Origin of the sequence: Idiomarina sp. OXR-189, assembly GCF_034373425.1 — a bacterium.
Taxonomy (GTDB): Bacteria; Pseudomonadota; Gammaproteobacteria; order Enterobacterales; family Alteromonadaceae; genus Idiomarina; species Idiomarina zobellii.
In genome coordinates, this window is the sequence record NZ_CP139706.1 from 803,078 (window position 1) to 826,223 (window position 23,146).

Below are 23,146 nucleotides of genomic sequence, written 5' to 3' on the forward strand. Positions count from 1 at the left end.
AAACAATGAGCCTATTTAATATTTTTAACGTGACCGGTTCGGCAATGAGTGCTCAGTCAGTGCGACTGAACACCACTGCCAGTAATTTGGCGAACGCGAACTCGGTCAGCAGCAGTATCGATGAAACTTACCGTGCCCGTAACCCGGTCTTTGCTACGGCGCTGGCCGACGCGCAGGGCGACTACCGTGGTAACAGCCTGACCAACCAGACGCAGGCTGGACAAGCGGCAGGCGTCAAGGTACTGGGCATTGTTGAAAGTAATGACCCTTTGCAGGTTGAGTACGCACCAAACCACCCCATGGCGGACGAAAATGGCTACATCTATAAGCCGAACGTTAACACCATGGAAGAAATGGCGAACATGATTTCGGCATCCCGCTCATATCAGACCAACGTTCAGGTAGCGGATACAGCCAAAACAATGACGCAGCGTTTACTACGCTTGGGTCAAGGGTAAGCAGGAGATAACAAATGGAAGGCGTAAGCAATAACTCCTACATCGACAGCATGAAATGGAAGAAGGACGAAGGCGCGAAATACGCTGACCCTGACGAGCAGCAAAAGCTTGAGCAGGAAGACTTCTTCAAGTTGTTGACGCAGCAGTTAAATATGCAGGATCCGTCCAAGCCGGTTGAGAATGATCAGATGATTGCTCAAATGACCAGCTTCACCATGGCGGAAGGTATTACCGGAATGTCTGAGCGTTTTGACCAGTTTGCGGAAGACATGACATCAAACCAGGCATTGCAGGCTTCGACTATGGTTGGGCGCAAAGTATTGGTTCCGACTGATCAGGCAAACCTGGAAGAAGGTGCAGGTGTGTCGGGGATGATAGCCACGCCGCAAACCGCTCAGAATGTGAAAATTAACATTAAGGACTCGACCGGTGCGGTGGTGAAAACCCTTAACCTGGGCGATATGCCGGAAGGCACCAAAGAGTTTGAGTGGGACGGAACCACGACAACCGGCGAACAAGCGCCGGCCGGTAATTACTCATTTTCGGTGAACGCGACCGTTGGCGGACAAACCGAAGAGCTTCCATTACAAATGCATGCGCGTGTCCAGAGCGTCAGTACGGGCGGTGAGCGAGGCGTTGTTCTGAACCTTAAAGGATTAGGTGGCATCAAGCTTTCCGATGTCTCTGAAATTAGTTAACAAGTGAGGTGACTTATGTCATTTAGTATTGCACTCAGCGGTATCAATGCATCTCAAAAAGATTTAGATGTAACTGCTAATAATATTTCAAACGTCAAGACGTCGGGTTTTAAACAATCTAGAGCTGAATTCGCTGACGTTTATGCGACAAGCATCTTTAACTCAGGTAAAGCCAAGGTGGGCGATGGTGTCCTAACCGCATCCGTTGCACAGCAGTTCAGTCAGGGGACATTGGAATTTACAGAAAATGCGCTCGATTTAGCTATTAGCGGAAACGGATTTTTTGCTACTGCATCACAAGTTGGAGACCAAGACTTTAACTTTACTCGCTCTGGTGCTTTTAAATTAAATAATGATAGTTATATGGTTGATAATAATGGAAATTATTTAATGGGATTTCCAGTAAACGAAACTACTGGCTCCAACCAGTCAACCAGCTTGGCTACCGCAAAGCCCATTCGCATTCCTGATACTGCGGGAGCTCCAAATTTAACAGAAAATGTTAATGTCTCATTTAATGTAGATTCAAGAAGCGAGGGTATTTCAGCTGAAACGAATTTTGTCGGTGATCCAAGCTACATAGAAGGAAGAGAATTTAACCCAGAAGACCCTAACAGTTTTACTTCGTCTACCTCCACAACGATATATGATTCATTAGGTGAATCTCACGTGATGACGACTTATTATGTAAAACGGAATGCAGGTGAGGGCGGGCAGAACCCTCCTGCAGCACAAGTGCCTAGTGACGGCAATAGTTACTGGGATATTTATGCGACTGTTGACGGAAATGGAGTTGATGTTGAACAGTTAAATGATGCTGGATTTGTTATTCCCGGCTCACAAGCAGAGCCTACAGCTGCTTTTGGAGGTGGTGGCCCTTATAACGGAATTCGTGTTGCTTTTGGTTCGGATGGTAGTCCAAGCAATGCATCTGCATCCTTTGATCCAACGTTGGGAACTTTTGGGGATGCGACAATTAAGGTCGGCAGTACCTATACGAATGGGGCTAGTGCCAACCAGTCGGTAGACATTAACTTTAATAGCCCGGAGGGTGACTTAACTCCAACTCAATACGCCTCAGACTTTGAAGTGAACTTTCTTGAGCAAGATGGCAGCACTGTTGGTCGACTGACACAAGTAGATACTGCAGAAGATGGCCGTATTGCCGCGACCTACTCTAACGGCGAAACTCGCTATTTAGGCCAGGTAGCCTTGGTACGTTTTGCCAATGAGCAAGGTCTAACGCAGGTTAGCGGTACGTCATGGAAGGAAAGCAGTGCATCAGGTGAAGCATTAGCAGGCCAGGCGAATTCAGGAACCTTTGGTGCGATTGAATCGTCAGCACTGGAGAACTCTAACGTAAACCTCACTAAAGAGCTGGTGGATCTGATTACCGCGCAACGTAACTTCCAGGCAAACTCGCGTTCGTTGGAAGTGAATAACACGATTAACCAGACTATCCTACAGATTCGATAATTGAGTTAACTGGGAAATGTAAAACAAAAGACGCCTTCGGGCGTCTTTTTTCGTTCTTGGCACGGAATCTGCATTATCTAAGATAACGATCGAAAACGACAAAATTTTGGCTGGAGGTCAGCTATGGACAAAATGCTCTGGATAGCCATGAGCGGCGCCAAAGAAAACATGAATGCGGTGTCGGTGCGGGCAAATAACCTTGCCAACGCAAACACTGACGGTTTTAAGGCGGATTTGGAACAAGCGCGATCTATGCAGGCGTTTGGCGAAGGCTTGCCAACCCGGGTGTTTGCCATGACGGAAAGCCCTGGGCAGAACTTTGCCGCAGGTGCGCTGCAAACCACCGGCCGCAATATGGATGTTGCCATAAAAGACCAGGGCTGGATAGCCGTTCAGGATCAAAACGGCAATGAGCGCTACACCCGAAATGGCAGCCTGGAAGTGGGTACCGACGGCCTTCTTAAAAACTCAAAAGGCAACACCATTATTGGTGACAACGGTCCTATTTTTGTGCCGCAACCTGTCGACAAGCTGACAATAGGCTCTAACGGTAATGTGTCCATTCGTCCTATGGGCGCACCGGAAAATGTTATGGAAGTGATAGGCCGTATCAAGTTGGTGAACCCGCCAAATGGCAATATCGAGAAAGGCACGGATGGTTTATTCAAGCTGAAAGATGACCAAGTCGCGCTAGCCGATGCCAACGTTAAATTACAAATTGGTGCTCTGGAAAGCAGCAACGTCAACAGCGTCGAAGAAATGACAAGCATGATTGCTCTGCAGCGCCAATACGAAATGAACGTCAAATTAATGAAAACCGCCGATGAAAATGCGCAGCGCTCAGAGTCGCTGATGCGCATCAGTTAGTCGAACTTTCATTAATGGCGTATAGAGGAGACATAACATGAACCCAGCATTATGGATCAGTAAAACCGGACTGGATGCGCAGCAACGCGATATCTCGGTCATTTCAAATAACCTGGCGAACTCAAGCACCGTTGGTTTCAAGAAAAGTCGCGCGGTGTTTGAAGACTTGCTGTATCAAAACATTAACCAGCCGGGCGGCCAGTCTGCTCAGGACACCGAGTTACCGAATGGCCTTATGGTCGGCGCCGGTACCAAAGTTGTTGCGACGCAAAAATCGCACACTCAAGGTAATGTGCAAACGACCGACAACTCGCTGGATGTGATGATTGACGGCAAAGGTTTCTTCCAGATTTTGATGCCGGACGGAACTATCTCCTACACGCGTAACGGTCAGTTTTCACTGAACGAAGAGGGGGAGATGGTGACTTCGGGTAACGGTTATACGTTAGAGCCGGCTATTCAAATTCCTGAAGACGCTATGTCAGTCAGCATTTCTCAGGAAGGTGAAGTGACGGTAACTCAGCCCGGTAACCCGGACAACGTTGTGGTCGGCCAAATTAACCTGGTCAACTTCATTAACCCAGCGGGTTTAGAGCCTATGGGTCAAAACCTGTATCGCGAGACAGCGGTCAGCGGCGCACCACTTGAGGCTGTGCCAGGTGTTGATGGTATGGGTAACACCATTCAGGGGGCTCTGGAAACCTCTAACGTCAACGTGACTGAAGAGCTGGTCAACCTGATTGAGAGTCAGCGTGGTTACGAGATGAACTCAAAAGTGATTTCCTCGGTTGACCAAATGCTGAGCTTCGTCACCCAGCAACTTTAATAATCAATAACAGGTGGCTGTGATGCGTTACTTATTAGCAACTTTAGCAATTTTAGCGGTGACGGGCTGTGCAAGCTCACCGCATAAGCCAATGCCGGATGACCCTTACTACGCACCGGTATTGCCGGAAGAGCGTGCACAGCCGGTCGTGCCAACGGGGTCTCTATTTCAGGATGCGTACGCAGACAACCTGTACTCAGACATAAAAGCGCGTCGCTTAGGCGACATTATTACGGTGACCCTGCAGGAGCAGACAACCGCCAGTAAAACGGCAACGACTGAAACCTCTAAAGAAAGCACGGCAGAGCTTGGTGCGCCAACAATGTTTGGACGGGATATTACCGTTGGAGGCAACCCGTTGTCTGCTGGCATTAACGGAACGCGGGACTTTAATGGCGACGCCAGTTCGGATCAAAGCAATCAACTTACCGGTGAAATTACTGTGACGGTGATAAAAGTACTGCCGAATGGCAACTTAATAGTGCGTGGTGAGAAGTGGATGCGCATTAATACCGGCGACGAGTACATTCGTTTAACCGGCATGATCCGGCCACGGGACATAACTGCAGCTAACCAAATTCCATCGACTCGTGTTGCCAATGCACGTATTGAATACTCAGGCACGGGCAGCCTTGCCCAAGTGCAGGAGCAGGGCTGGTTAACACGTTTCTTCAACAGTCCAATTTGGCCGTTCTAAGGAGTTGGGCATGAAAGTAGCAAAACTAATTACCTTAACCCTGTGCTTAGTCTCGATGTTGGTAGCACCCGTGCAGGCATCTCGTATTAAAGACATTGCATCGGTGCAGGGTATTCGTGACAACCAGCTAATAGGTTATGGTTTAGTTGTTGGTTTGCCGGGAACGGGCGAGCAAACCCCGTTTACTGACCAAACTTTCCGCACTATGCTGGGTAACTTTGGTATTAATGTCCCCGCTAATGAGCGACCCAAAATTGATAATGTGGCGGCCGTTGCGGTGCATGCTGACTTGCCGGCCTTCGCGAAACCCGGTCAGAAAATTGATGTGACGGTGTCCTCCGTGGGCAGTGCCGACAGTTTAACCGGGGGTACCCTGCTTCAAACCTTCTTAAAAGGTGCGAATGGTGAAGTCTATGCTGTCGCTCAAGGCAACCTGATTGTTGGTGGCCTGGGGGCTGAAGGTAATGATGGCTCGCGCATTGTGATAAACACACCAACCGTTGGCCGCATTCCCGGCGGCGGTATTGTTGAGCGAGAAGTGCGTACGTCTTTTGGTTCGTCAGACTATTTTACCTTTAATTTGCATCAGTCCGATTTTACCACCGCCAAGCGTATGGCTCAGACCATTAATAGTTTAGTAGGCGAAGGCGCTGCGCAGGCTGTGGATGCAACTTCGGTTCGTGTTCGTGCACCGCGTGATATGAATCAGCGCGTGAGTTATATGTCCACGCTGGAAAATTTAGAAGTTCAGCAAGCGTCTGCATCGGCTAAAGTTATTGTGAATTCTCGCACTGGCACTATTGTGGTCGGTCAGAATGTTGAGCTACGACCAGCCGCTGTTGCGCACGGCAACATGCAGGTGACTATTTCCGAAAACGTGAACGTCGATCAACCGAATCCGTTTGGTGGCGGTGAAACTGTAGTGACGCCGCAGTCGATTATTGATGTGAACCAAGACGACGCTCGTATGTTTGTATTCCAGCCCGGCACAACGCTGAATGATCTGGTTCGTGCTGTGAATCAAATTGGTGCGGCACCAGGCGACATCATTGCCGTGCTGGAAGCTCTGAAGCAAGCTGGCGCGCTTAGCGGCGAACTCATTGTTATTTAAGCCGAGGCTGATATGACAAGCTCAAACGCACAATTCAAACAAGCTGAATTAGCCATGGACACGCACAGCCTGAATGGCTTGCGTGAGCGTGCGTTTAACCCGGATGACAAGCAAGCCTTAATGGAGGCGGCGCAGCAGTTCGAAGCCATTTTCCTGAATATGGTCATGGGCAGTATGCGTAAAGCCAACGCCGTGTTTGAAGAAGGCAACATGCTGGACAGCCGCTACACCAAAATGTACCGCGATATGTACGACCAACAGCTGACGTCGGAATTGTCCAATCAGGGGTCATTAGGCTTGGCTGAACTGATGGTGAAGCAGCTCGGCGGTGACGACAGCTACCAGCATGGGCATCAGAACCGCTCCGGAGCGAACTTAGATGACCCGCGTATGAAAAACAGAGCGGAGCGCCTGAGTGAGCACGGTGGTGTCGATGCCGGACTTTATTACGGCAGTAAGCGCGTTAATACCGCTAAGTTAAGCGACGGTGAAGCGAAGTTTACCAGTCCAGAAAGCTTTGTCGCAGCGCTTAAGCCGCATGCTGAGAAAATAGCGAAACATCATGGACTGAACCCGAATGCGCTTATTGCTCAAGCAGCCCTGGAAACCGGGTGGGGTCAACGGTTAGTGCCGGGCCAGCATGGCGGCTCAAGCAATAACTTATTCAATATAAAAGCCGACCAGCGCTGGGCAGGGGATAAATCTCATGTCAGTACATTGGAGTTTGACGGTGATGTTGCCAGCAAAGAGCGTGCTGCTTTTCGCTCATACCCTAACGTGGAACAGAGCTTGCAGGACTATGTTGATTTCATAAAAGGGCATCCGCGTTATCAGCAGGCACTAAAAGTGGCTGATGACCCGGCGCAGTACGCCGAAGCCCTGCAATCAGCAGGCTATGCGACAGATCCACAGTACGCACAGAAAATTCAGTCGGTGTTAAATAACCCGGCATTTGCAGATAAGTCTATTTAAGGCGGCTGCAGTAGGCGGCAAAAAATTGCCGCTTGAACTAAACATTATTCACTCAGTGCCGATAAAGGGCACAGAGTGACTGGAGAAACATCGATGAGTTTTGACTTATTAAACATTGGTAAAAACGGCATACTGTCCCATCAGCAGAGTCTGCAGACAACCAGTAAAAATATTAATAATGCCAATACTCCCAGCTATGTGCGCGAGCGTACTGAGTACGTCGAAAGCCAGTTTGGTGGTCTTGAGCGCGTACGTGTCGAGCGTATGATTGACCAATTTACCACGCGTCAGTTACGTACCGACACCTCGAACGTCGCCTTTTATGAAGCTAACTTAGAACAGGCAGAGCAACTGGACACTCTATTGGGTGATAGTACGACTAATATAGCCTCGACAATCGAGAGCTTTTTCAACACTCTTCAAGACGCTAATAACGATCCGGGCTCTGTTACCGCACGCCAATTGGTGATTGCTGAAGCCGACGCCATGGTCACCAAATTCGACGATTTTTCGTCGTACCTGGATGATCAAAAAGCAATCATCAACGATAGGCTGACGCTATCAACCGACCGTATTAACTCAATTGCTCAGAATATTGGCGAGTTAAACAAGCGTATCGCCACTACCTCGACGCGTAACTTGGATAACGGCGACGTTAACGCATTATTAAATAAGCGTGACGATCAATTATTGCAATTATCCGAGCTTGTCGAGTTTCAGACTGTGGAAGCTAAAAATGGAGCGGTTACTGTTAACCTACAAAACGGCCAACCACTAGTGCTGGAAAACGGTCGTTTTAACGCCGTGGCGGTAAAATCAAACCCCAATACCGAACGCCTGGAGCTAGCGCTGCAAAAACGTAACAGTACCGGTAACGTTAGCGAGTTCTTTGTCAAAACTGACGAGGTTGGCGGCTCAGTTGGGGGTTACCTGGATTACCGCGATAAGGTTTTAATGCCGACCCAGCAACGCCTGGGCCAGTTAGCGGTGCGTATCGCCGATTCGCTGAATACACAAAACACCAAGGGCATGGATCTGGACAACCAGCTGGGTCAGAAGCTGTTTGATTTAAGCCGCACCGAAGCCAGTGGCTTCCCGAATAATAAAAATACCGGTAACCAGAGCGTGACAGTCGGTATTCTGGAAGGCAACAGCGCCTCGTTCCCGTCCGAGAATATCGAAATTGGTTTTGAAGACGGCCAGTATTATGCCGTGCCGCTGGAAACTGACGGTACCCAGGCTGATGGTGCTGATAAGGTGTTTTTTGCCGGCGGCCCTAATACCAGTACCGATATCGTTGAACTGGGCATTACCGTGAATATGGGCAGTGGCACCATGCAAGACGGTGACACTTTCTTGGTGAAGCCGGCCGAAAGCGCTGCTTCAGAAATTGAACTTGTCATTCGCCGCCCGGAAGATTTGGCACTGGCGAGTCCGGTTCGCGTAATCAATGACATTGATAACGAGGGTGCGTCGAGTATTGAGTTAAGCCAGGTTAACGTGCCGGATGATTATTACAATGCATCTAATGATGGCTTGCTGGTGACCTCGCCGGCAGAAATTGAAGTATTGAATGTTACCGGTGATCAGTATGAGTTGCGACTGAACGATGCGAACGGCAACCAAATTGGTGACACCCTAACCACCACCAATTTAGATAATATTATTCAGCAGGTATACGATAATACCGGGCCGGCAATCACTACCGAGCCGGACTACGACATTAACGTGGTCGGCGAACCGGCAGCCGGCGATTCATTCCGTATTGAATACAACCGCAACGGCTTTGACGATAACAGTAACGGCCAACGCTTAACCGAACTGCAGCGTCAGCAATTAGTGCGTCGCGATGGCGGTGAAGAAGCTGAACCGACTATGACCTTTAACGAAAGTTACGGTCGCCTGGTGTCCGACGTTGGTAGCCGCGTCAGCCAAAACCGTGTATTGCGCGACTCGGCAGAAGCCGTAAAAGGCCAAACCGAAGCTTTGTACGAATCCAAGTCCGGGGTTAATTTAGAGGAAGAAGCCGCCAACCTGATCCAGTATCAGCAGGCCTACACCGCCTCGGCCCGAATTATCAGTACCTCGCAAACCATCTTTGACACGCTGCTGCGGTCATTGGGTTAATGAGAAGTCAGGAGTTAGACCATGCGTTTAAGTACTAATTTATTTTACCAGCGCGGCCTGGACAGCTTACAAACTTCTCAGGCGCGGTTGGACAAAATACAACTGCAATTAACCAAGCAGACTAAAATCCTGAGCCCGGCGGATGACCCGATCGGCAATTCCCAGGTGATCGCGCTGGACGAAAAAATCGCCCAGAACGAACAGTTTAAGCGTAACTCGGTGACGCTGGAGAATAACTTAGCGCGGGAAGAGAGTGTTATCCAGAACATTGTCGACACAGTACAACGAGTGCGCGCGCTCGCTGTGCAGGCAGGTAACGGCAGTTATGATCAGTCCAGCCGCCAGGCCATTGCCGATGAATTGCGTGATATCGAAGATGCGGTATTCGATTTGGCTGTCGCAAAAGATGAATCAGGTGAATTTATCTTTGCCGGATATCAAAACCGTGAACAGCCGATGGTATTTAATAGCGCAACCGATTCGTATGAATATGTAAGCGATGACGGTCAGCGGGAGTTGCAATTATCGCCGACGCTTTATTTGCCTGCCGGTGACCCCGGCTCAAAATTATTTGGGACGTTATCGCAGCGCGCGGATATTGACGTAACGGGTGATAATGCACTGGTTGATAAAATCACTATTTCTAATCGCGATGACTTAACGCAGTTCGCGCAGACTCGGTTTGATGCGGGTGACAGCACCGACATGATCGTAAACTTTACCGCAGCTGACGAGTATCAAATTGAAGACGGTGACGGTAATGTGCTGCAAGGCGCCACGGCTTTTACTCCGGGTGACGATATCACCTTTAACGGAGTAACTTTTAACACAGCGGTAAACCAAACGCCGGTAGCGGGAGAAACCATTGAATATTCTTTGCAGGAGCCGGTATCACGAAATCTGTTAACGCAAATTAGTGATTTAGCCGACGCACTGGAAAACTCCGGCGATGACAAAGGGCTTTATGAAAGTGAATTAAGCTTTGCGTTAGAAGATTTGGACAAAGGCATTGGCCAGCTTACGGATGTGCAGGCTGGGGTCGGATCGCGTCTTAACGTATTGCAGGATGCACGCTTAAGCAACGAAGACTTTACTATCGTCAATAAAAAAGCCCGTGCAGATATTGCGGACGTCGATTACTCAACGGCCATAACCGACTTGCTGAAAAACGAAACCATCTACTCGGCTTCACAACAAATCTTTAGCCGCGTAAGCCGCCTAAGTTTATTCGACTACCTATAACTCCTAAACCGTAGTTCGTGCCGAAGGTGCGAACTACCTATTCCTCCACTCCTTTATACCGTATTAAATTTTTTTCAAAAAAATCCTAAAGCTCCCCCGATCCCTGCCGATACCCTTTGTGAGAGGAAATTTTAACCAGGCGAAACACGAAGCCGATTCTTCCTCCAGCTTGGCAACAACGATTGAATCCAAGCTTAGGCTAGATAACTGAGGAGCATTATTATGCCATTATATGTAAACACTAACGTCAGCTCACTGAACGCACAGCGTCAGCTGATTAACTCAGGAAACCAGCTTGACCAAGCATTCGAGCGTTTGTCGTCAGGCTTCCGTATCAACAGCGCTGCAGATGATGCTGCAGGCTTACAAATCTCAAACCGTTTAGGTTCGCAAATCGAAGGCCTTAACCAAGGTAACCGTAACGCAAACGACGGCATCTCGGTTGCGCAAACCGCAGAAGGTGCTTTGCAGGAATCAAGCTCAATCCTGCAGCGTATGCGTACCCTGGCTATCCAGTCTGAAAACGGTTTGAATTCATCTGAAGATAAAGCAGCGATCCAGAAAGAGATCGGTGTGTTACAAGATGAGTTGACACGTATCGCTGAAACTACCAGCTTTGGTGGTGAAAACCTGCTTGATGGTGCTAAGACCAAGACATTCCAAGTTGGTGCGAATGCTAATGAGACAATTTCGTTTGATTTACAAAGTACGAAAGCGTCTGATTTGGGCGGATACTCTTTTGATTTGGTCGATAGTGCGACAGCAGGTAAGGTGCTCTCTTCAGACCCTGTCACAAATGCTGCATTGACCTTCAGTCAGGGCGATCAGACTGAAACGTTTAGTCCTGCAGCTGGTGCTGACGCTAGTGAAATTGCTGAATCAATCAACAGTTTGAGTAATATTGATGTCACTGCGCGAGCGTTTAACAGTGCAACAATTACAGCTTTTTCAGCAGGTGATAGTGCGGCGGAAACTGTTGAGTTGAATGGAACTGAAATTGATATTGCAACAACAGACGATATATCTGATTTCGCAGACAAAATTAACGCAGTTAGTGGAGAAACTAACGTAACCGCCAAATTGGTTGGCGATAAAATCGAGCTAACAGGAATAGATGGGGCTGACATAAACCTAACAGCTTTATCAGGTAACTCGACCACCAATCCTAAAATCAGCATCCAAGGTTCTGAAGACACTGCAGCTGTCGAGTTGGAAAATGGTGGGACCAATACAGCAGCATACATAAAGGGACAGGTGGAGTTGTCATCTGGGCAAGATTTTGATGTCACAGCCGCTCCAGGAGGATTGTCTACTGGTGCTGCTGACCAAGCAACTATTGCTGAAATCGATTTAACAAAGGAAGGCGGTGGTCAAAGTGCCATTGGAGCTATCGATGGTGCCATTGCCCAAATCGACAGCTTCCGTGCTGACTTAGGTGCCGCTCAGAACCGTTTCCAGGCTACAATCCGTAACCAGGCAAACATCTCTGAGAACCTGTCAGAAGCACAGTCTCGTATTAAAGACGCGGACTTTGCGGCAGAGACTGCGAAACTGACTCAGGCGCAGATCCTGCAGCAGGCTTCACAGACTATCCTGGCGCAGGCAAACCAGCGTCCTCAGGCAGCGTTGTCACTGTTGGGCTAATACTCGACATAACAACCAACCTGCTAAAAACCGGAGCATTCGCTCCGGTTTTTTTATGTCTATTATTCAATGGCTTAACAAATCAATTCATTTTGCTCAAAAAAACTTCAATTAAATGCTAAAGTTTTTAGCTGGGATCGCCGATAACGTACATGGAGTAGTCTATTAAGTGCTAAACTGCACGTTATTAAAGGAAATGGTGAGTATTATGGCAGATATGTCAGTTGAAAGCCGTGCGTTAGGTTCTTTGCGTAGTACAGCGAGTGAGTCGATGAACAAAGCACAGCGTCCTGAAGATCAAAAGGTTATGGACACTGTCAATCAAGTTCAGCAGCGCACCGCTGATAAACTAGAACAGCAGGCGAGCAATGAGGGTGTTGCTGAACAGGTGGAGCAGATGAACCAGTCGACCGTCATTCGCAATACCAGTTTGCAGTTTGTTTTTGATGAGAAGGGCGAGCCCCCGATTGTCAAAGTGATTGATAAAGACAACGGTGAAACGATTCGGCAAATTCCGTCAGAATTGGTAGTTAAGCTGTCTAAAGCTTTAGAAGAAATGGCCGATAACAAAGATAGTCGGATGGGATTTTTGTTCGACAATCAAATTTAACTGAGGTGATGTTATGCCACTCGTTACGTCAACCGGCGCGCGTTCCGGTCTCGATCTTGAAGGTATAATCAAAGCTACTTTGGATGCAACCCGTATTCCGAAGCAAAACCGCTTGGATCAACAGGAAGGTCGGCTTCAGGTAGAGCTATCTGCCGTTGGCGAAATGAAATCGACACTGTCTAAGTTGCAGGATGCTGCGGAGTCTCTTAAAGACACCTCGCTGTATAACAGCATGAAGGCAACGGTAACGCAGCCGGAGTCCGGCAAAATTGCTACCGTGGAAAGTTCTGAGACTGCGTCAAAGGGCACCTTCGATATTTTTGTTTCGCAGTTAGCTCAGGGCAGCCGTGCTGTCTCGGCTGATGGCGCGTTCGCAGACTCGCAGGCGGTTGTTAGCGCGGCTGGCGGAACATTGACGTTCGGCGCAGGCGAAGAGAGTTTTGATCTTCAGGTTGACGCAGGCGCAACGCTGCAAGAAATCCGTAACGCAATCAACGAGTCTGAAGATAACTTTGGCGTAACCGCGAATATCATCAATACGGGCTCAGAATCCAAGCTGGTGTTTAGTTCTGAGGTTAGTGGCGCCGGTAACGATTTAGTGGTATCCAACGATAACGCGGAATTAGACAGCATTTCGACGGTTGCGACTGGCGCGACAGCCGGCATGACGATTGCGGCCAAGGACCAGGCAACCGATGCTGTTATCACTGTCGATGGCATACAAGCCAGTTCGGATACCAACACCTTCACTGACGTGATTCAGGGTTCGACCATTACAGCGGTAAAAACATCTGAAGGTACTGAGACGGCATCCTTGAGCATTGCCCGTGATGATGGCGGCGTGAAAAAGCAAATTGATGCCTTTGTAAAAGCTTACAATGGCGTGGTTAGCTCCCTAAGTGAAATGGCTGCAGAAGGTAGTTCGTTGCAGGGTGACGCCACGGTACGTGCATTGCAGGGTCAGCTAAATGACATGATTATGTCATCGATGGGCGGCGGCCGTTCGTTGTTTGATTTGGGCTTCGGCCTGGACAACGAGGGTAAGTTAACCCAGGAGAATCCGGTAACATCGGTGTCTGAACAGTTAGAACAGAACCCCGACCTATTTGAATCTGTACTGAGCGGTGACAACGGGTTAGCAGGACGTTTTGATACCGCGCTACAGACTTATGTGCAGTCAGGCGGCTCGCTGGACGCAAGACGTGATTCAATCCGCGAAAGCATTGACCGTGTTGGCGAGAGCCGCGAGGCATTGCAACGTCGTTTGAGTGGCTTAGAAGAAACCTTGCGTTCAAAATACCAGGCATTGGACTCGTTGGTCGGTCAGTTACGTGACCGTGGCAATTATGTCAGTTCTCAGTTATCCAATTTACCCGGCTTCACTCGTAACAACGGTGATGACTAGTTAACGGAGTCGTTTTACTATGAATATGAAACTTAAAGGCTACACTAAAGGCTCACTGGAAACTCGTGTTGCGGGCGCAGACCCTTATCAGCTTGTACAAATGCTGATGGCGGGTGTGTTGGAGAACCTGAACTACGCCAAGGGCGCGATTCAGCGTAAAGATCTCGAGAAAAAGAGCCATCACCTGAGTAAAGCGCAAGCGATTGTTGATTCACTACGATACAGCCTGGATGATACCGCGGGCGCTGAAGCGACCGGCAATTTACGCGAGCTTTACATGTACATGAGCACGCGTATTGCCGACGCCTCTATTGATATGGATGTTGATGCAATTGACGAGGTGGCTCGTTTAATGCTGGACATTAAAGGTGCATGGGATCAAATTCCTGCCGACCAGCGTGACGTTGCTATGAACCAAATGCAGCAGGCAGCTGGAGCTTAACTTGTCTGAAGAGACGCGCTCACCTGAACAATTAAGTGAGCTCCACGAGCAGCTAAAACAACAAGTAGCAGACTCAGAGTATGAGTCTGCCGCTGACACTCTCCCTAAAATACTTTCCTTTCTAGAGCAGTTACCTGATGGCTGGACAGAGTCTAGCAAATGGGTAACTGCAGTTGCTGCGGTTGATAGCTACCTCAATGAAGTAAAACCAGAGCTAGAAAAAGTCCTCGAAGAAACCAGCGCAGCTATTACCAAAATCGGTAAAAGCAAGAAAGGCGTTCGGGCGTATACCAAATAGCCACATATAGGCGTAAGCCATTTCACAATTTACTCCCCACTCCTTGAATGTGAACTAGACTATTAACTGTTTTTAGAGTGTTGACAATTGTCAACGGTTGGTTAATATGGAGTCTGGTATCAAAAAACACCCGAATAAGGAAATTCAGGCAGCCATTGACTTCGCTTTGGTCTATGGCTGGACGTTTAAGCTGAGTAAAGGTCATGCCTTTGGACGCTTAAAGTGTGGGAAGGGGCATCGGCAACACCAAATTAGTGTTTGGTCAACGCCACGAAACCCATATAACCACGCCAAGCAAATAGTTCGACAAGTCATTGCCTGCGAGGAGTTAATGAAATGAACACCTACAACTTTTCTCTTGTCCTGGGCGGTATTTCCAGTCGAACGCCGTTATTGGAAGACAAGCTTTATAACGCAGGCTGTGATGACGCATTGATTTGCTTTTATGGTTCAACGGTTTATTTACAGTTCGATCGGGAAGCTGCAGGCTTTCAGCACGCTGTGCTTTCCGCTATTCAACAGGTAGAGTCACTGAAAGGTTGCCAAGTAACTTCTGTTGATGCGGGAGGCTACGTCGGTATTAGTGACATTGCGGAGCGAACTGGCTTAACTAAGCAGTCTATATCTTTGTTAAAAGAGGGTAAAAGGGGCAATGGTAACTTTCCGTCTCCTTTGTATCGGTTAACGGGAAAACAGCCTTTATGGCAATGGAGTGAAGTGGCTGAGTGGTTAGCCAGTTACGAGAAAATTCCAAAACAGTTAGCCGCACATGCGGAGCTTGTCAGTAACCTGAACTTAGCGTTGCAGTTAAGAGACAAAACCGTGCGTGCAAAGGTCGGTGAGCTAATGGAAGCTTTACCTAATAAACACTAGATATAAAAAAACCGACCAATGAACGAATCATGGTCGGCTTTTCTTTCCCTACGCTAAAAGCCTAGGTCAGTAAATTTCTTTACAGTGCTTGGATCTTAGCGTTTAAACGGCTCTTATGACGTGCCGCTTTGTTTTTGCTGATAAGACCTTTAGTCGCGTAACGATCCAGCATTGGGGTTACGTCTTTCATTGCAGCGTTTGCTGCTTCTTTATCTTTGCTTTCAATTGCTGCGTTTACACGTTTAAGGTAAGTACGCATCATTGAACGACGGCTTGCATTGTGGCGGCGATTTTTCTCGGCCTGAATCGCACGCTTTTTAGCAGACTTAATGTTAGCCAAGGTGAACTCCTAAATTCATTAACAGAACGCTTCTCTTATAAAGGTTGGCGATTATGCCGTTTTTGCCGCAAAAGTCAACAGCTGGAGCGATAAAAATAAGAGATAATTGACCTTTAGGTTTTGCTATTTCGCATGGCGAAAACAATGTTGATAGGTTATATTTCGGGTAACACTGTTGGAGGAAATATGTCTCGTTTATCATCGCTGTTGAAAAAGCACCGTCAGGAAATTCAGCAAATTGTAGAAAAGCACCATGCGAAAAACGTGAAGGTGTTCGGCTCTGCTGTGCGACAAGATGACTCTGCAGATAGCGATCTAGACTTACTTATTGAGACAACGCCAGAAACAACAATGTTTGATATTGGAGCTATCAAGTTTGAGTTGAATGAGCTACTGGGCGTTGAAGTGGATGTGCTGACACCTAATAGCTTGCCTATGCATTTTAAAGAAAAAGTTGAGCAAGAAGCTCGTTTGATATCCCCTTAACCTCTGCATACCAAATGCGAAATGCGATTGCTCATGGCTACTTTAAAATTGATTACGAATTGGTATGGCGTACCATAGAACGTGAGCTTCCAACAATGCATGAACAAGTGAAAGAAGCACTAGAAAAAATCGCAAAATAATAATTACAGCACGCTTAGGGAATCAAAGGACTACCTGTGTCTAAGTCGTTACTTAAATCCGGTTTCATCGTAAGTTTCATGACCCTCATTTCGCGGGTTTTGGGCTTAGTGCGCGATGTGGTCATTGCTAACCTAATGGGTGCGGGCGCGGCAGCAGACGTGTTCTTTTTCGCCAATAAAATCCCTAATTTCCTCCGGCGTTTATTTGCCGAAGGCGCGTTTGCGCAAGCCTTTGTGCCGGTACTTACAGAATACAAGCAGGGCAAAGAGCTGCCAGAACAACAACTCTTAATAGCGAGGGTGTCGGGTACGCTGGGCACTATTATTACCGTGGTCACGTTATTCGGCGTTATAGCTTCGCCCATTGTCACGGCGCTATTTGGCATGGGGTGGTTTTTGGACTGGTGGCACGACGGCCCGCAGGGGCATAAGTTTGTGCTGGCCAGTGACTTGCTGCGCATTACCTTCCCTTATTTATGGTTCATTACCTTTACCGCCATGGCGGGTGCCATTCTCAACACGCTTGGGAAATTCGCGGTCGCGGCATTTACCCCGGTGTTTTTAAACATCGCGATTATCTCTGCCGCTATCTGGCTAGCACCCAATATGGAGCAACCGGAATACGGGCTTGCGTGGGGCGTATTCTTCGGTGGCTTAATTCAGTTACTGTTCCAAATTCCGTTTTTGAAAAAAGCCGGGCTGTTGGTGAAGCCCAAGTGGGGCTGGAAAGACCCGGGCGTCACCAAAATTCGCAAGCTGATGCTGCCGGCTATTTTTGGGGTTTCGGTGAGCCAAATTAATCTGTTACTCGATACGCTCATAGCCAGTTTCTTAATGACCGGCTCTATCAGTTGGCTGTATTACTCAGACCGGCTTCTGGAGTTTCCGCTAGGACTCTTCGGTATCGCCATAGCAACGGTCATACTGCCGGCTTTATCTTCGCGCCATGTTGATAAGTCCACACAAAACTTCAGCTCCACTTTGGACTGGGGAGTACGCATGGTGCTGCTTTTGGGCGTACCGGCTATGGCTGGCTTATTTGTACTCGCCGAGCCTATGTTAATGGTGCTCTTTATGCACGGGGCCTTTAGCCCGGAAGATGCGCGCATGGCGTCTTATAGCTTAATGGCTTATGCGACAGGTTTAGTCAGCTTTATGTTGGTAAAAGTACTGGCAACGGGCTTTTACTCGCGGCAGGACACCAAGCGCCCGGTCAAATTTGGCATTATTGCTATGGTTTCGAATATGGTGTTTAACGTAGCGCTGGCTATCCCCTTTAGTTATGTAGGCTTGGCAATGGCAACGGCGGCGTCCGCAGCTATTAACGCATGCCTGTTGGGCTTTACCTTATACAAAGAAGGTGTACTAAAGGCGCAGCCAGGCACGTGGCGCTTTATTGTTCAGGTAATTTTGGCAACGGCAGTCATGATAAGCGTCATTCTATGGCTAAACCCAGACGAGACAGCATGGCAACAAAGTAGTTTAGTAGAGCGGCCGTGGCTACTGGCGCAAATGATTGGCGCTGGCGTGGTAGCCTATTTAGTGACCTTGCTTGTCACGGGTATGCGACCGCGACATTTCCGTGCTCGCGAGTACTGATTATCACACGGTTATCGGTTATAATCGCGACTTTCTCAAACGACCTTAAGACTGTTCGGGTATGGAACTGATTCGCGGTACTCACAATTTACGAGACGAGCATAATGGCTGCGTACTAACCATTGGTAACTTCGATGGTGTGCATTTGGGCCATCAGGCGGTATTGGCTCAGGTTCGTGAGAAAGCGAAGCAGCTTGGCGTTCCGTCAGCAGTTATGACCTTTGAGCCGCAGCCGCAGGAGTTGTTTCAGCCTGAACAAGCACCGGCACGCCTGACCAATTGGCGCGAGAAGTATACGGCGTTAAAAGCTCAGAATATCGACCGTCATATCGTCATTGAGTTTAATAAAAAGTTTGCCAGCCAGCCGGCTCAGGAATTCATTGAGCAAACCCTGGTTAAAAAGCTGGGCGTAAAATTCCTAGTAGTGGGAGACGACTTTCGTTTTGGCTATAAGCGAGAGGGCGACTTTGAGCTCCTGAAAAAAGAAGGCGACAAGCTGGGCTTTGAAGTGGTCGATACGCGCAGCTATCGTCAACAACAGCAGCGTGTTAGTAGCACGGCCATTCGCCAGGCGCTGGATAACGGTGATTTTGAGCTTGCCGAACAAATGCTGGGCCGACCATACCAAATGATGGGAAAAGTGGTTCATGGCCGCAAGAATGGTCGAACTATTGGTTTTCCTACGGCAAATGTGCCATTAAAGCGTCTTAAAAGCCCGCTACATGGGGTATTTGCGGTAACAGCGACACACGAGAAAAGTGGACAAACTTATTCCGGTGTCGCCAATTTAGGCACACGGCCCACATTAAATGGCGACGAAGTGCAGCTAGAGGTGCATTTGTTTGAGTTTTCAGGCAATCTGTACGGTCAGAATTTAACGGTCACTCCGGTGGCTAAATTGCGTAACGAGCAACGCTTTGCGTCGTTACAGCATTTACAAGAACAAATTGAAAAAGATGCCGCCCGCGCACGCGATGCTTTAGCTTGCCGGAGTCAGTAACTATGCGGAAATGGAAACAGTGACTAATGAGTGATTACAAACACACCTTAAACTTGCCAGAAACAGCGTTCCCAATGCGCGGCAACTTGGCTCAGCGCGAGCCGAAAATGCTGGAGCAATGGTATGAAGATGACCTTTACGGTCAAATTCGTGAAGCCAAAAGCGGCAAGCCGAAATTTATTCTGCACGACGGCCCTCCTTACGCAAACGGGCAAATTCACATTGGTCACGCCGTAAATAAAATTCTGAAAGACGTTATTGTTAAAGCGAAAACATTAAGCGACTTTGACGCGCCGTATGTGCCTGGTTGGGACTGCCACGGACTGCCTATTGAGCTACAGGTAGAGAAAAAGCACGGTAAACCGGGTAAAAAGCTCGACTTAGCTCAGTTTCGTGAGAAATGCCGTGAATACGCGCAAACCCAAATTGATCAGCAACGCACTGACTTTAAACGCCTGGGGGTACTAGGCGACTGGGATAACCCGTACCTGACCATGAACTTCAAGCAGGAAGCGGACAGCGTTCGTGCATTAGCAAAAATTATTGATAAAGGCCACTTGCACCAAGGTTTCAAGCCGGTGCATTGGTGTACAGACTGTGGCTCGGCTCTGGCCGAAGCGGAAGTTGAGTATAAAGACAAAAACTCGCCAGCCATTGATGTCCGTATGCCTGTTGCGGCGACAGCCGAAACCGTTGAACGCTTTAGCACGCCAGAAGGGCATGTGGGTGACGGCGATGTCAGCATGGTTATCTGGACCACCACTCCGTGGACCATTCCGGCAAACCGTGCGGTAACTTTGGCCGAAGGCCTCGAGTACACGCTGGTACAAATTGAAGCTGACGGTGAACAGCCGGCAGAGCGGGTCATTCTGGCGGATGATTTGGTAACAGATTGCATGGAGCGCTGGAATATTGCGCATTACCATAAGCTTGGCTTCTGCAAAGGCAAAGACTTAGAAGGCCTGCAGCTTCAGCATCCGTTGTTTGACTTACAGGTGCCGATTATTTTGGGCGACCACGTTACGACTGAAAGCGGTACAGGCTGTGTCCACACGGCACCGGGCCATGGTGTTGACGACTTTTTGGTCGGTCAGAAATACGGACTGGAAGTGTATAACCCAGTGGGCGATAACGGTGTGTATAAAGACGATACGCCATTATTTGCTGGTCAGCATGTCTTCAAAGCGAACGAGCCTATCGTGGATAAGCTGCGCGAAGTTGGCAACCTGATGCATGCAGAAAGTTACAACCACTCGTACCCGCATTGCTGGCGCCATAAGACGCCGATTATTTTCCGTGCGACGCCGCAGTGGTTTATTAGCATGGACAAGAAAGGCTTGCGTGCCGGCGCATTAGATCAAATTAAGAAAGTGGGCTGGTTCCCTGAGTGGGGGCAAAGCCGTATTGAATCGATGGTTGAAGGGCGTCCGGACTGGTGTATTTCCCGCCAGCGCACTTGGGGCAACCCTATTGCTGTTTTCGTGAACCGCGAAACCGATGAGCTGCACCCGAACACGTTGGAGCTCATGGAAAAAGTCGCACAGCTGATTGAAAAAGAGGGTGTGCAGGCGTGGTTCGATTTAGAGCCGGAGACGTTGTTGGGCGATGAAGCGGATCAATACCGTAAGGTTACTGACACGTTGGACGTTTGGTTTGACTCGGGTGTGACGCACCACTGCGTACTCCGCGAGTTTGATGGCTTGCAATGGCCGGCGGATTTGTACCTGGAAGGATCGGATCAGCACCGTGGCTGGTTCCAGAGCTCATTAGTGACAGGCGTCGCCATGTATGAGGAAGCGCCTTACCATCAGGTTCTGACACATGGTTTTACCGTTGATGCGCAAGGCCGCAAGATGTCGAAGTCAGTGGGTAACGTGGTTGCGCCTCAGGACGTGATGAACAAGCTGGGTGGCGACATTCTGCGCTTGTGGGTCGCTTCTGCGGATTACTCGGGCGAAATGACGGTATCCGATGAAATTCTGAAGCGCTCTGCCGATGCGTACCGCCGTATTCGTAATACGTCACGCTTCTTGTTAGCGAATTTAAGTGGTTTCGACCCGAAAAAAGATACCGTTGCGATGAACGATATGGTCGAGCTGGATCGCTGGATTGTCGGTCGTGCCGCAGATTTACAGAAGCAGTTACTGGAAGCGTACGACAACTATCAGTTCCACAGCGTGGTGCAAAAATTAATGCACTTCTGCTCGATTGAACTGGGCAGTTTTTATCTGGATATCATTAAAGACCGCCAGTACACGGCTAAGTCCGATGGTTTGGCGCGTCGCTCTTGTCAAACAGCATTGCATCATATTGCCGAAGCCTTAGTTCGCTGGATGGCGCCAATTTGTAGCTTTACGGCTCAGGAAATTTGGGGCTTATTGCCGGGCGAGCGTGGCGAGTATGTCTTTACCGAAAGTTGGTATGAAGGCTTTAGCGACTTTGCCGGTGTGAGTGACACCGAAAACGAATTTTGGATGCAGCTGCTGGACGTACGTGACACCGTTAACCAAGCGCTGGAGCAGTCGCGTCGTGACGATGTGATTGGCGGCTCGCTGCAGGCAGAAGTAACCTTATATGCCGATGATAAGCTGGCGACCTCTCTGAACCGTTTAGGTGAAGAGCTGCGTTTTGCATTGCTGACCTCTGAAGCTCGTGTTGAAGCATTGGATAACGCTCCAGCTAACGCGGTTAAAGCGGAGAAACTGGCACTGGCGGTGGAAGTTAAGCAGAGTACTTATAAAAAATGTGAGCGCTGCTGGCATCATCGTGAAGAAGTTGGCACTTTGTCAGAGCACGATGACTTGTGTCAGCGCTGTGTAACTAATATTGATGGTGAAGGTGAGGAGCGTCGTTTTGCCTGATTTTGCACACTCAAAAAGAGCCACTGGCTTACGCTTTTTGTGGCTGACGCTGTTGCTGTTCGTGATCGACCAAGTCACCAAAATTTGGGTGGCTGGTGAGTTCGAGCTGTATGAAAGTCGCGTGGTCATAGAGGGCTTGTTCAACTTCACCTATGTCCATAACTACGGTGCCGCATTTAGCTTTTTAAGTGACAGTGGCGGCTGGCAGCGTTGGCTGTTTACGGCTATCGCGATTGCCATTAGTGTGGTGCTGCTTATTTGGATGCGCCGTAATCCAGTGGGTTTATGGCGTCAGAACCTGGCTTTTGCACTGATTTTAGCCGGCGCGATAGGCAATGTTGCCGATCGCTTGATGTACGGTTATGTCATCGACTTTTTCGATGTGCATTATCAAGGTTGGCATTGGCCAGCGTTTAACGTTGCTGATATGGCAATAACGATAGGCGCCGCTTTGATGTTGCTGGAAGCCTTTTTTGATAACCGTCGTGACAAACTGGACGAGGGTGACAAGTCGTAGGGGTACGTTTTGAGTCGTTTACCAATTGAGCATGGCCGCGAAGTGGTCATGCACTTTACCATTAAGCTGACCGATGGGTCGGTTGCAGACAGTACGAAAATGTCGGGTAAACCGGCCAAGTTCCGTATGGGCGACGGTAGCTTAACGGAAAATTTTGAAGCCTGTTTAGTAGGGCTTCGTGAAGGCGCTGAGCGTGAATTCACGTTGGAGCCTAAGGACGCTTTTGGAGAGCCGAACCCGGACAATTATTACTACGTTGATTCAGCTAAGTTTAGTGATGACACTAAGCCAGAGGTTGGCGCTATTTTGGCGTTTACTCAGCCCGACGGAACCGATTTACCGGGAATTGTTCGAAAAATTGAAGGTCCAACAGTGACGATCGATTTTAATCACCCGCTGGCAGGCCAGACGGTGATTTTTGAAGTAGAAATTATCAGCGTTGAGCCGTAACTTACTG

The 23,146-nt window shown here is 48.7% G+C and carries 24 protein-coding genes and 2 pseudogenes; 25 read left to right on the forward strand and 1 reads right to left on the reverse strand.

The window, feature by feature from the left end; translation table 11 throughout:
• Nucleotides 1-5 precede the first annotated feature (5 nt).
• From flgC to UM402_RS03995, 18 genes and pseudogenes are all read left to right on the forward strand, one after another.
• Nucleotides 6-458 carry a flagellar basal body rod protein FlgC gene (flgC, locus tag UM402_RS03910; protein ID WP_058579528.1) on the forward strand — a complete coding sequence of 151 codons (453 nt, stop codon included), beginning with the start codon at nt 6-8 and terminating at the stop codon, nt 456-458.
• A gap of 14 nt (nt 459-472) precedes the next feature.
• The gene (gene flgD / locus UM402_RS03915) at nt 473-1,156 is read left to right on the forward strand and encodes a flagellar hook assembly protein FlgD (protein WP_053952973.1); all 684 of its coding nucleotides are present in this window, start codon (nt 473-475) and stop codon (nt 1,154-1,156) included.
• Nucleotides 1,157-1,171: 15 nt separating this feature from the next.
• Nucleotides 1,172-2,632 (forward strand): flagellar hook protein FlgE, encoded by a 1,461-nt coding sequence (flgE, locus tag UM402_RS03920; RefSeq protein WP_058579527.1) that lies wholly within the window; start codon nt 1,172-1,174, stop codon nt 2,630-2,632.
• A gap of 123 nt (nt 2,633-2,755) precedes the next feature.
• Complete coding sequence (flgF, locus tag UM402_RS03925; RefSeq protein WP_053952971.1) at nt 2,756-3,499, forward strand: flagellar basal-body rod protein FlgF; 744 nt, start codon at nt 2,756-2,758, stop codon at nt 3,497-3,499.
• Nucleotides 3,500-3,536: 37 nt separating this feature from the next.
• Nucleotides 3,537-4,325, forward strand: coding sequence for a flagellar basal-body rod protein FlgG (gene flgG, locus UM402_RS03930; protein ID WP_053952970.1), 789 nt, complete (start codon nt 3,537-3,539; stop codon nt 4,323-4,325).
• Nucleotides 4,326-4,347: 22 nt separating this feature from the next.
• On the forward strand, nt 4,348-5,022 hold the full coding sequence (gene flgH, locus UM402_RS03935; RefSeq protein WP_053952969.1) for a flagellar basal body L-ring protein FlgH: 675 nt from the start codon (nt 4,348-4,350) through the stop codon (nt 5,020-5,022).
• A gap of 55 nt (nt 5,023-5,077) precedes the next feature.
• A complete protein-coding gene (locus UM402_RS03940; RefSeq protein ID WP_416182885.1) occupies nt 5,078-6,133 on the forward strand; it encodes a flagellar basal body P-ring protein FlgI in 1,056 nt (351 codons plus the stop codon).
• A gap of 12 nt (nt 6,134-6,145) precedes the next feature.
• Complete coding sequence (flgJ, locus tag UM402_RS03945; protein ID WP_058579525.1) at nt 6,146-7,105, forward strand: flagellar assembly peptidoglycan hydrolase FlgJ; 960 nt, start codon at nt 6,146-6,148, stop codon at nt 7,103-7,105.
• A 93-nt stretch (nt 7,106-7,198) separates the two neighbouring features.
• Nucleotides 7,199-9,232 (forward strand): flagellar hook-associated protein FlgK, encoded by a 2,034-nt coding sequence (flgK, locus tag UM402_RS03950; RefSeq protein ID WP_058579524.1) that lies wholly within the window; start codon nt 7,199-7,201, stop codon nt 9,230-9,232.
• 21 nt (nt 9,233-9,253) lie between these two features.
• A complete protein-coding gene (gene flgL / locus UM402_RS03955; RefSeq protein ID WP_058579523.1) occupies nt 9,254-10,474 on the forward strand; it encodes a flagellar hook-associated protein FlgL in 1,221 nt (406 codons plus the stop codon).
• Nucleotides 10,475-10,696: 222 nt separating this feature from the next.
• Nucleotides 10,697-11,065 (forward strand): annotated as a pseudogene (locus tag UM402_RS12735) (flagellin); the annotation flags it as partial.
• Between the two features lie 816 nt (nt 11,066-11,881).
• A pseudogene (locus tag UM402_RS03965) lies at nt 11,882-12,118 on the forward strand (flagellin); the annotation flags it as partial.
• A gap of 208 nt (nt 12,119-12,326) precedes the next feature.
• Complete coding sequence (locus tag UM402_RS03970) at nt 12,327-12,728, forward strand: flagellar protein FlaG (RefSeq protein WP_058579604.1); 402 nt, start codon at nt 12,327-12,329, stop codon at nt 12,726-12,728.
• Between the two features lie 13 nt (nt 12,729-12,741).
• Entirely contained in the window at nt 12,742-14,133 is a 1,392-nt protein-coding gene (gene fliD, locus UM402_RS03975) for a flagellar filament capping protein FliD (RefSeq protein ID WP_058579521.1), read from the forward strand.
• Nucleotides 14,134-14,152: 19 nt separating this feature from the next.
• Nucleotides 14,153-14,575 (forward strand): flagellar export chaperone FliS, encoded by a 423-nt coding sequence (gene fliS / locus UM402_RS03980; RefSeq protein ID WP_058579520.1) that lies wholly within the window; start codon nt 14,153-14,155, stop codon nt 14,573-14,575.
• A 1-nt stretch (nt 14,576) separates the two neighbouring features.
• On the forward strand, nt 14,577-14,873 hold the full coding sequence (locus UM402_RS03985; protein WP_058579519.1) for a hypothetical protein: 297 nt from the start codon (nt 14,577-14,579) through the stop codon (nt 14,871-14,873).
• Nucleotides 14,874-14,979: 106 nt separating this feature from the next.
• Nucleotides 14,980-15,213, forward strand: coding sequence for a hypothetical protein (locus UM402_RS03990; protein WP_322295449.1), 234 nt, complete (start codon nt 14,980-14,982; stop codon nt 15,211-15,213).
• Nucleotides 15,210-15,746, forward strand: a complete 537-nt coding sequence (locus tag UM402_RS03995) for a helix-turn-helix transcriptional regulator (protein WP_058579518.1) — start codon at nt 15,210-15,212, stop codon at nt 15,744-15,746. The genes UM402_RS03990 and UM402_RS03995 overlap by 4 nt, the downstream gene beginning before the upstream one ends.
• A gap of 79 nt (nt 15,747-15,825) precedes the next feature.
• On the opposite strand, the gene rpsT is transcribed toward UM402_RS03995, so the two are convergent.
• Nucleotides 15,826-16,086, reverse strand: coding sequence for a 30S ribosomal protein S20 (gene rpsT / locus UM402_RS04000; RefSeq protein WP_053952959.1), 261 nt, complete (start codon nt 16,084-16,086; stop codon nt 15,826-15,828).
• A 186-nt stretch (nt 16,087-16,272) separates the two neighbouring features.
• On the opposite strand from rpsT, the gene UM402_RS04005 reads away from it, so the two are divergent.
• From UM402_RS04005 to fkpB, 7 genes are all read left to right on the forward strand, one after another.
• Nucleotides 16,273-16,572 carry a nucleotidyltransferase family protein gene (locus UM402_RS04005; protein WP_058579517.1) on the forward strand — a complete coding sequence of 100 codons (300 nt, stop codon included), beginning with the start codon at nt 16,273-16,275 and terminating at the stop codon, nt 16,570-16,572.
• A 14-nt stretch (nt 16,573-16,586) separates the two neighbouring features.
• Nucleotides 16,587-16,712, forward strand: coding sequence for a DUF86 domain-containing protein (locus tag UM402_RS04010; RefSeq protein ID WP_322295450.1), 126 nt, complete (start codon nt 16,587-16,589; stop codon nt 16,710-16,712).
• A gap of 36 nt (nt 16,713-16,748) precedes the next feature.
• Nucleotides 16,749-18,311 (forward strand): murein biosynthesis integral membrane protein MurJ, encoded by a 1,563-nt coding sequence (gene murJ / locus UM402_RS04015; RefSeq protein ID WP_058579516.1) that lies wholly within the window; start codon nt 16,749-16,751, stop codon nt 18,309-18,311.
• A 61-nt stretch (nt 18,312-18,372) separates the two neighbouring features.
• Complete coding sequence (ribF, locus tag UM402_RS04020) at nt 18,373-19,311, forward strand: bifunctional riboflavin kinase/FAD synthetase (RefSeq protein ID WP_058579515.1); 939 nt, start codon at nt 18,373-18,375, stop codon at nt 19,309-19,311.
• Between the two features lie 26 nt (nt 19,312-19,337).
• A complete protein-coding gene (gene ileS / locus UM402_RS04025; RefSeq protein ID WP_058579514.1) occupies nt 19,338-22,172 on the forward strand; it encodes an isoleucine--tRNA ligase in 2,835 nt (944 codons plus the stop codon).
• Nucleotides 22,165-22,689: a signal peptidase II gene (gene lspA, locus UM402_RS04030; RefSeq protein ID WP_053952955.1), complete on the forward strand. Its 525-nt coding sequence runs from the start codon at nt 22,165-22,167 to the stop codon at nt 22,687-22,689. The genes ileS and lspA overlap by 8 nt, the downstream gene beginning before the upstream one ends.
• Before the next feature lie 9 nt (nt 22,690-22,698).
• Entirely contained in the window at nt 22,699-23,139 is a 441-nt protein-coding gene (gene fkpB, locus UM402_RS04035; RefSeq protein WP_058579513.1) for an FKBP-type peptidyl-prolyl cis-trans isomerase, read from the forward strand.
• Nucleotides 23,140-23,146 lie beyond the last annotated feature (7 nt).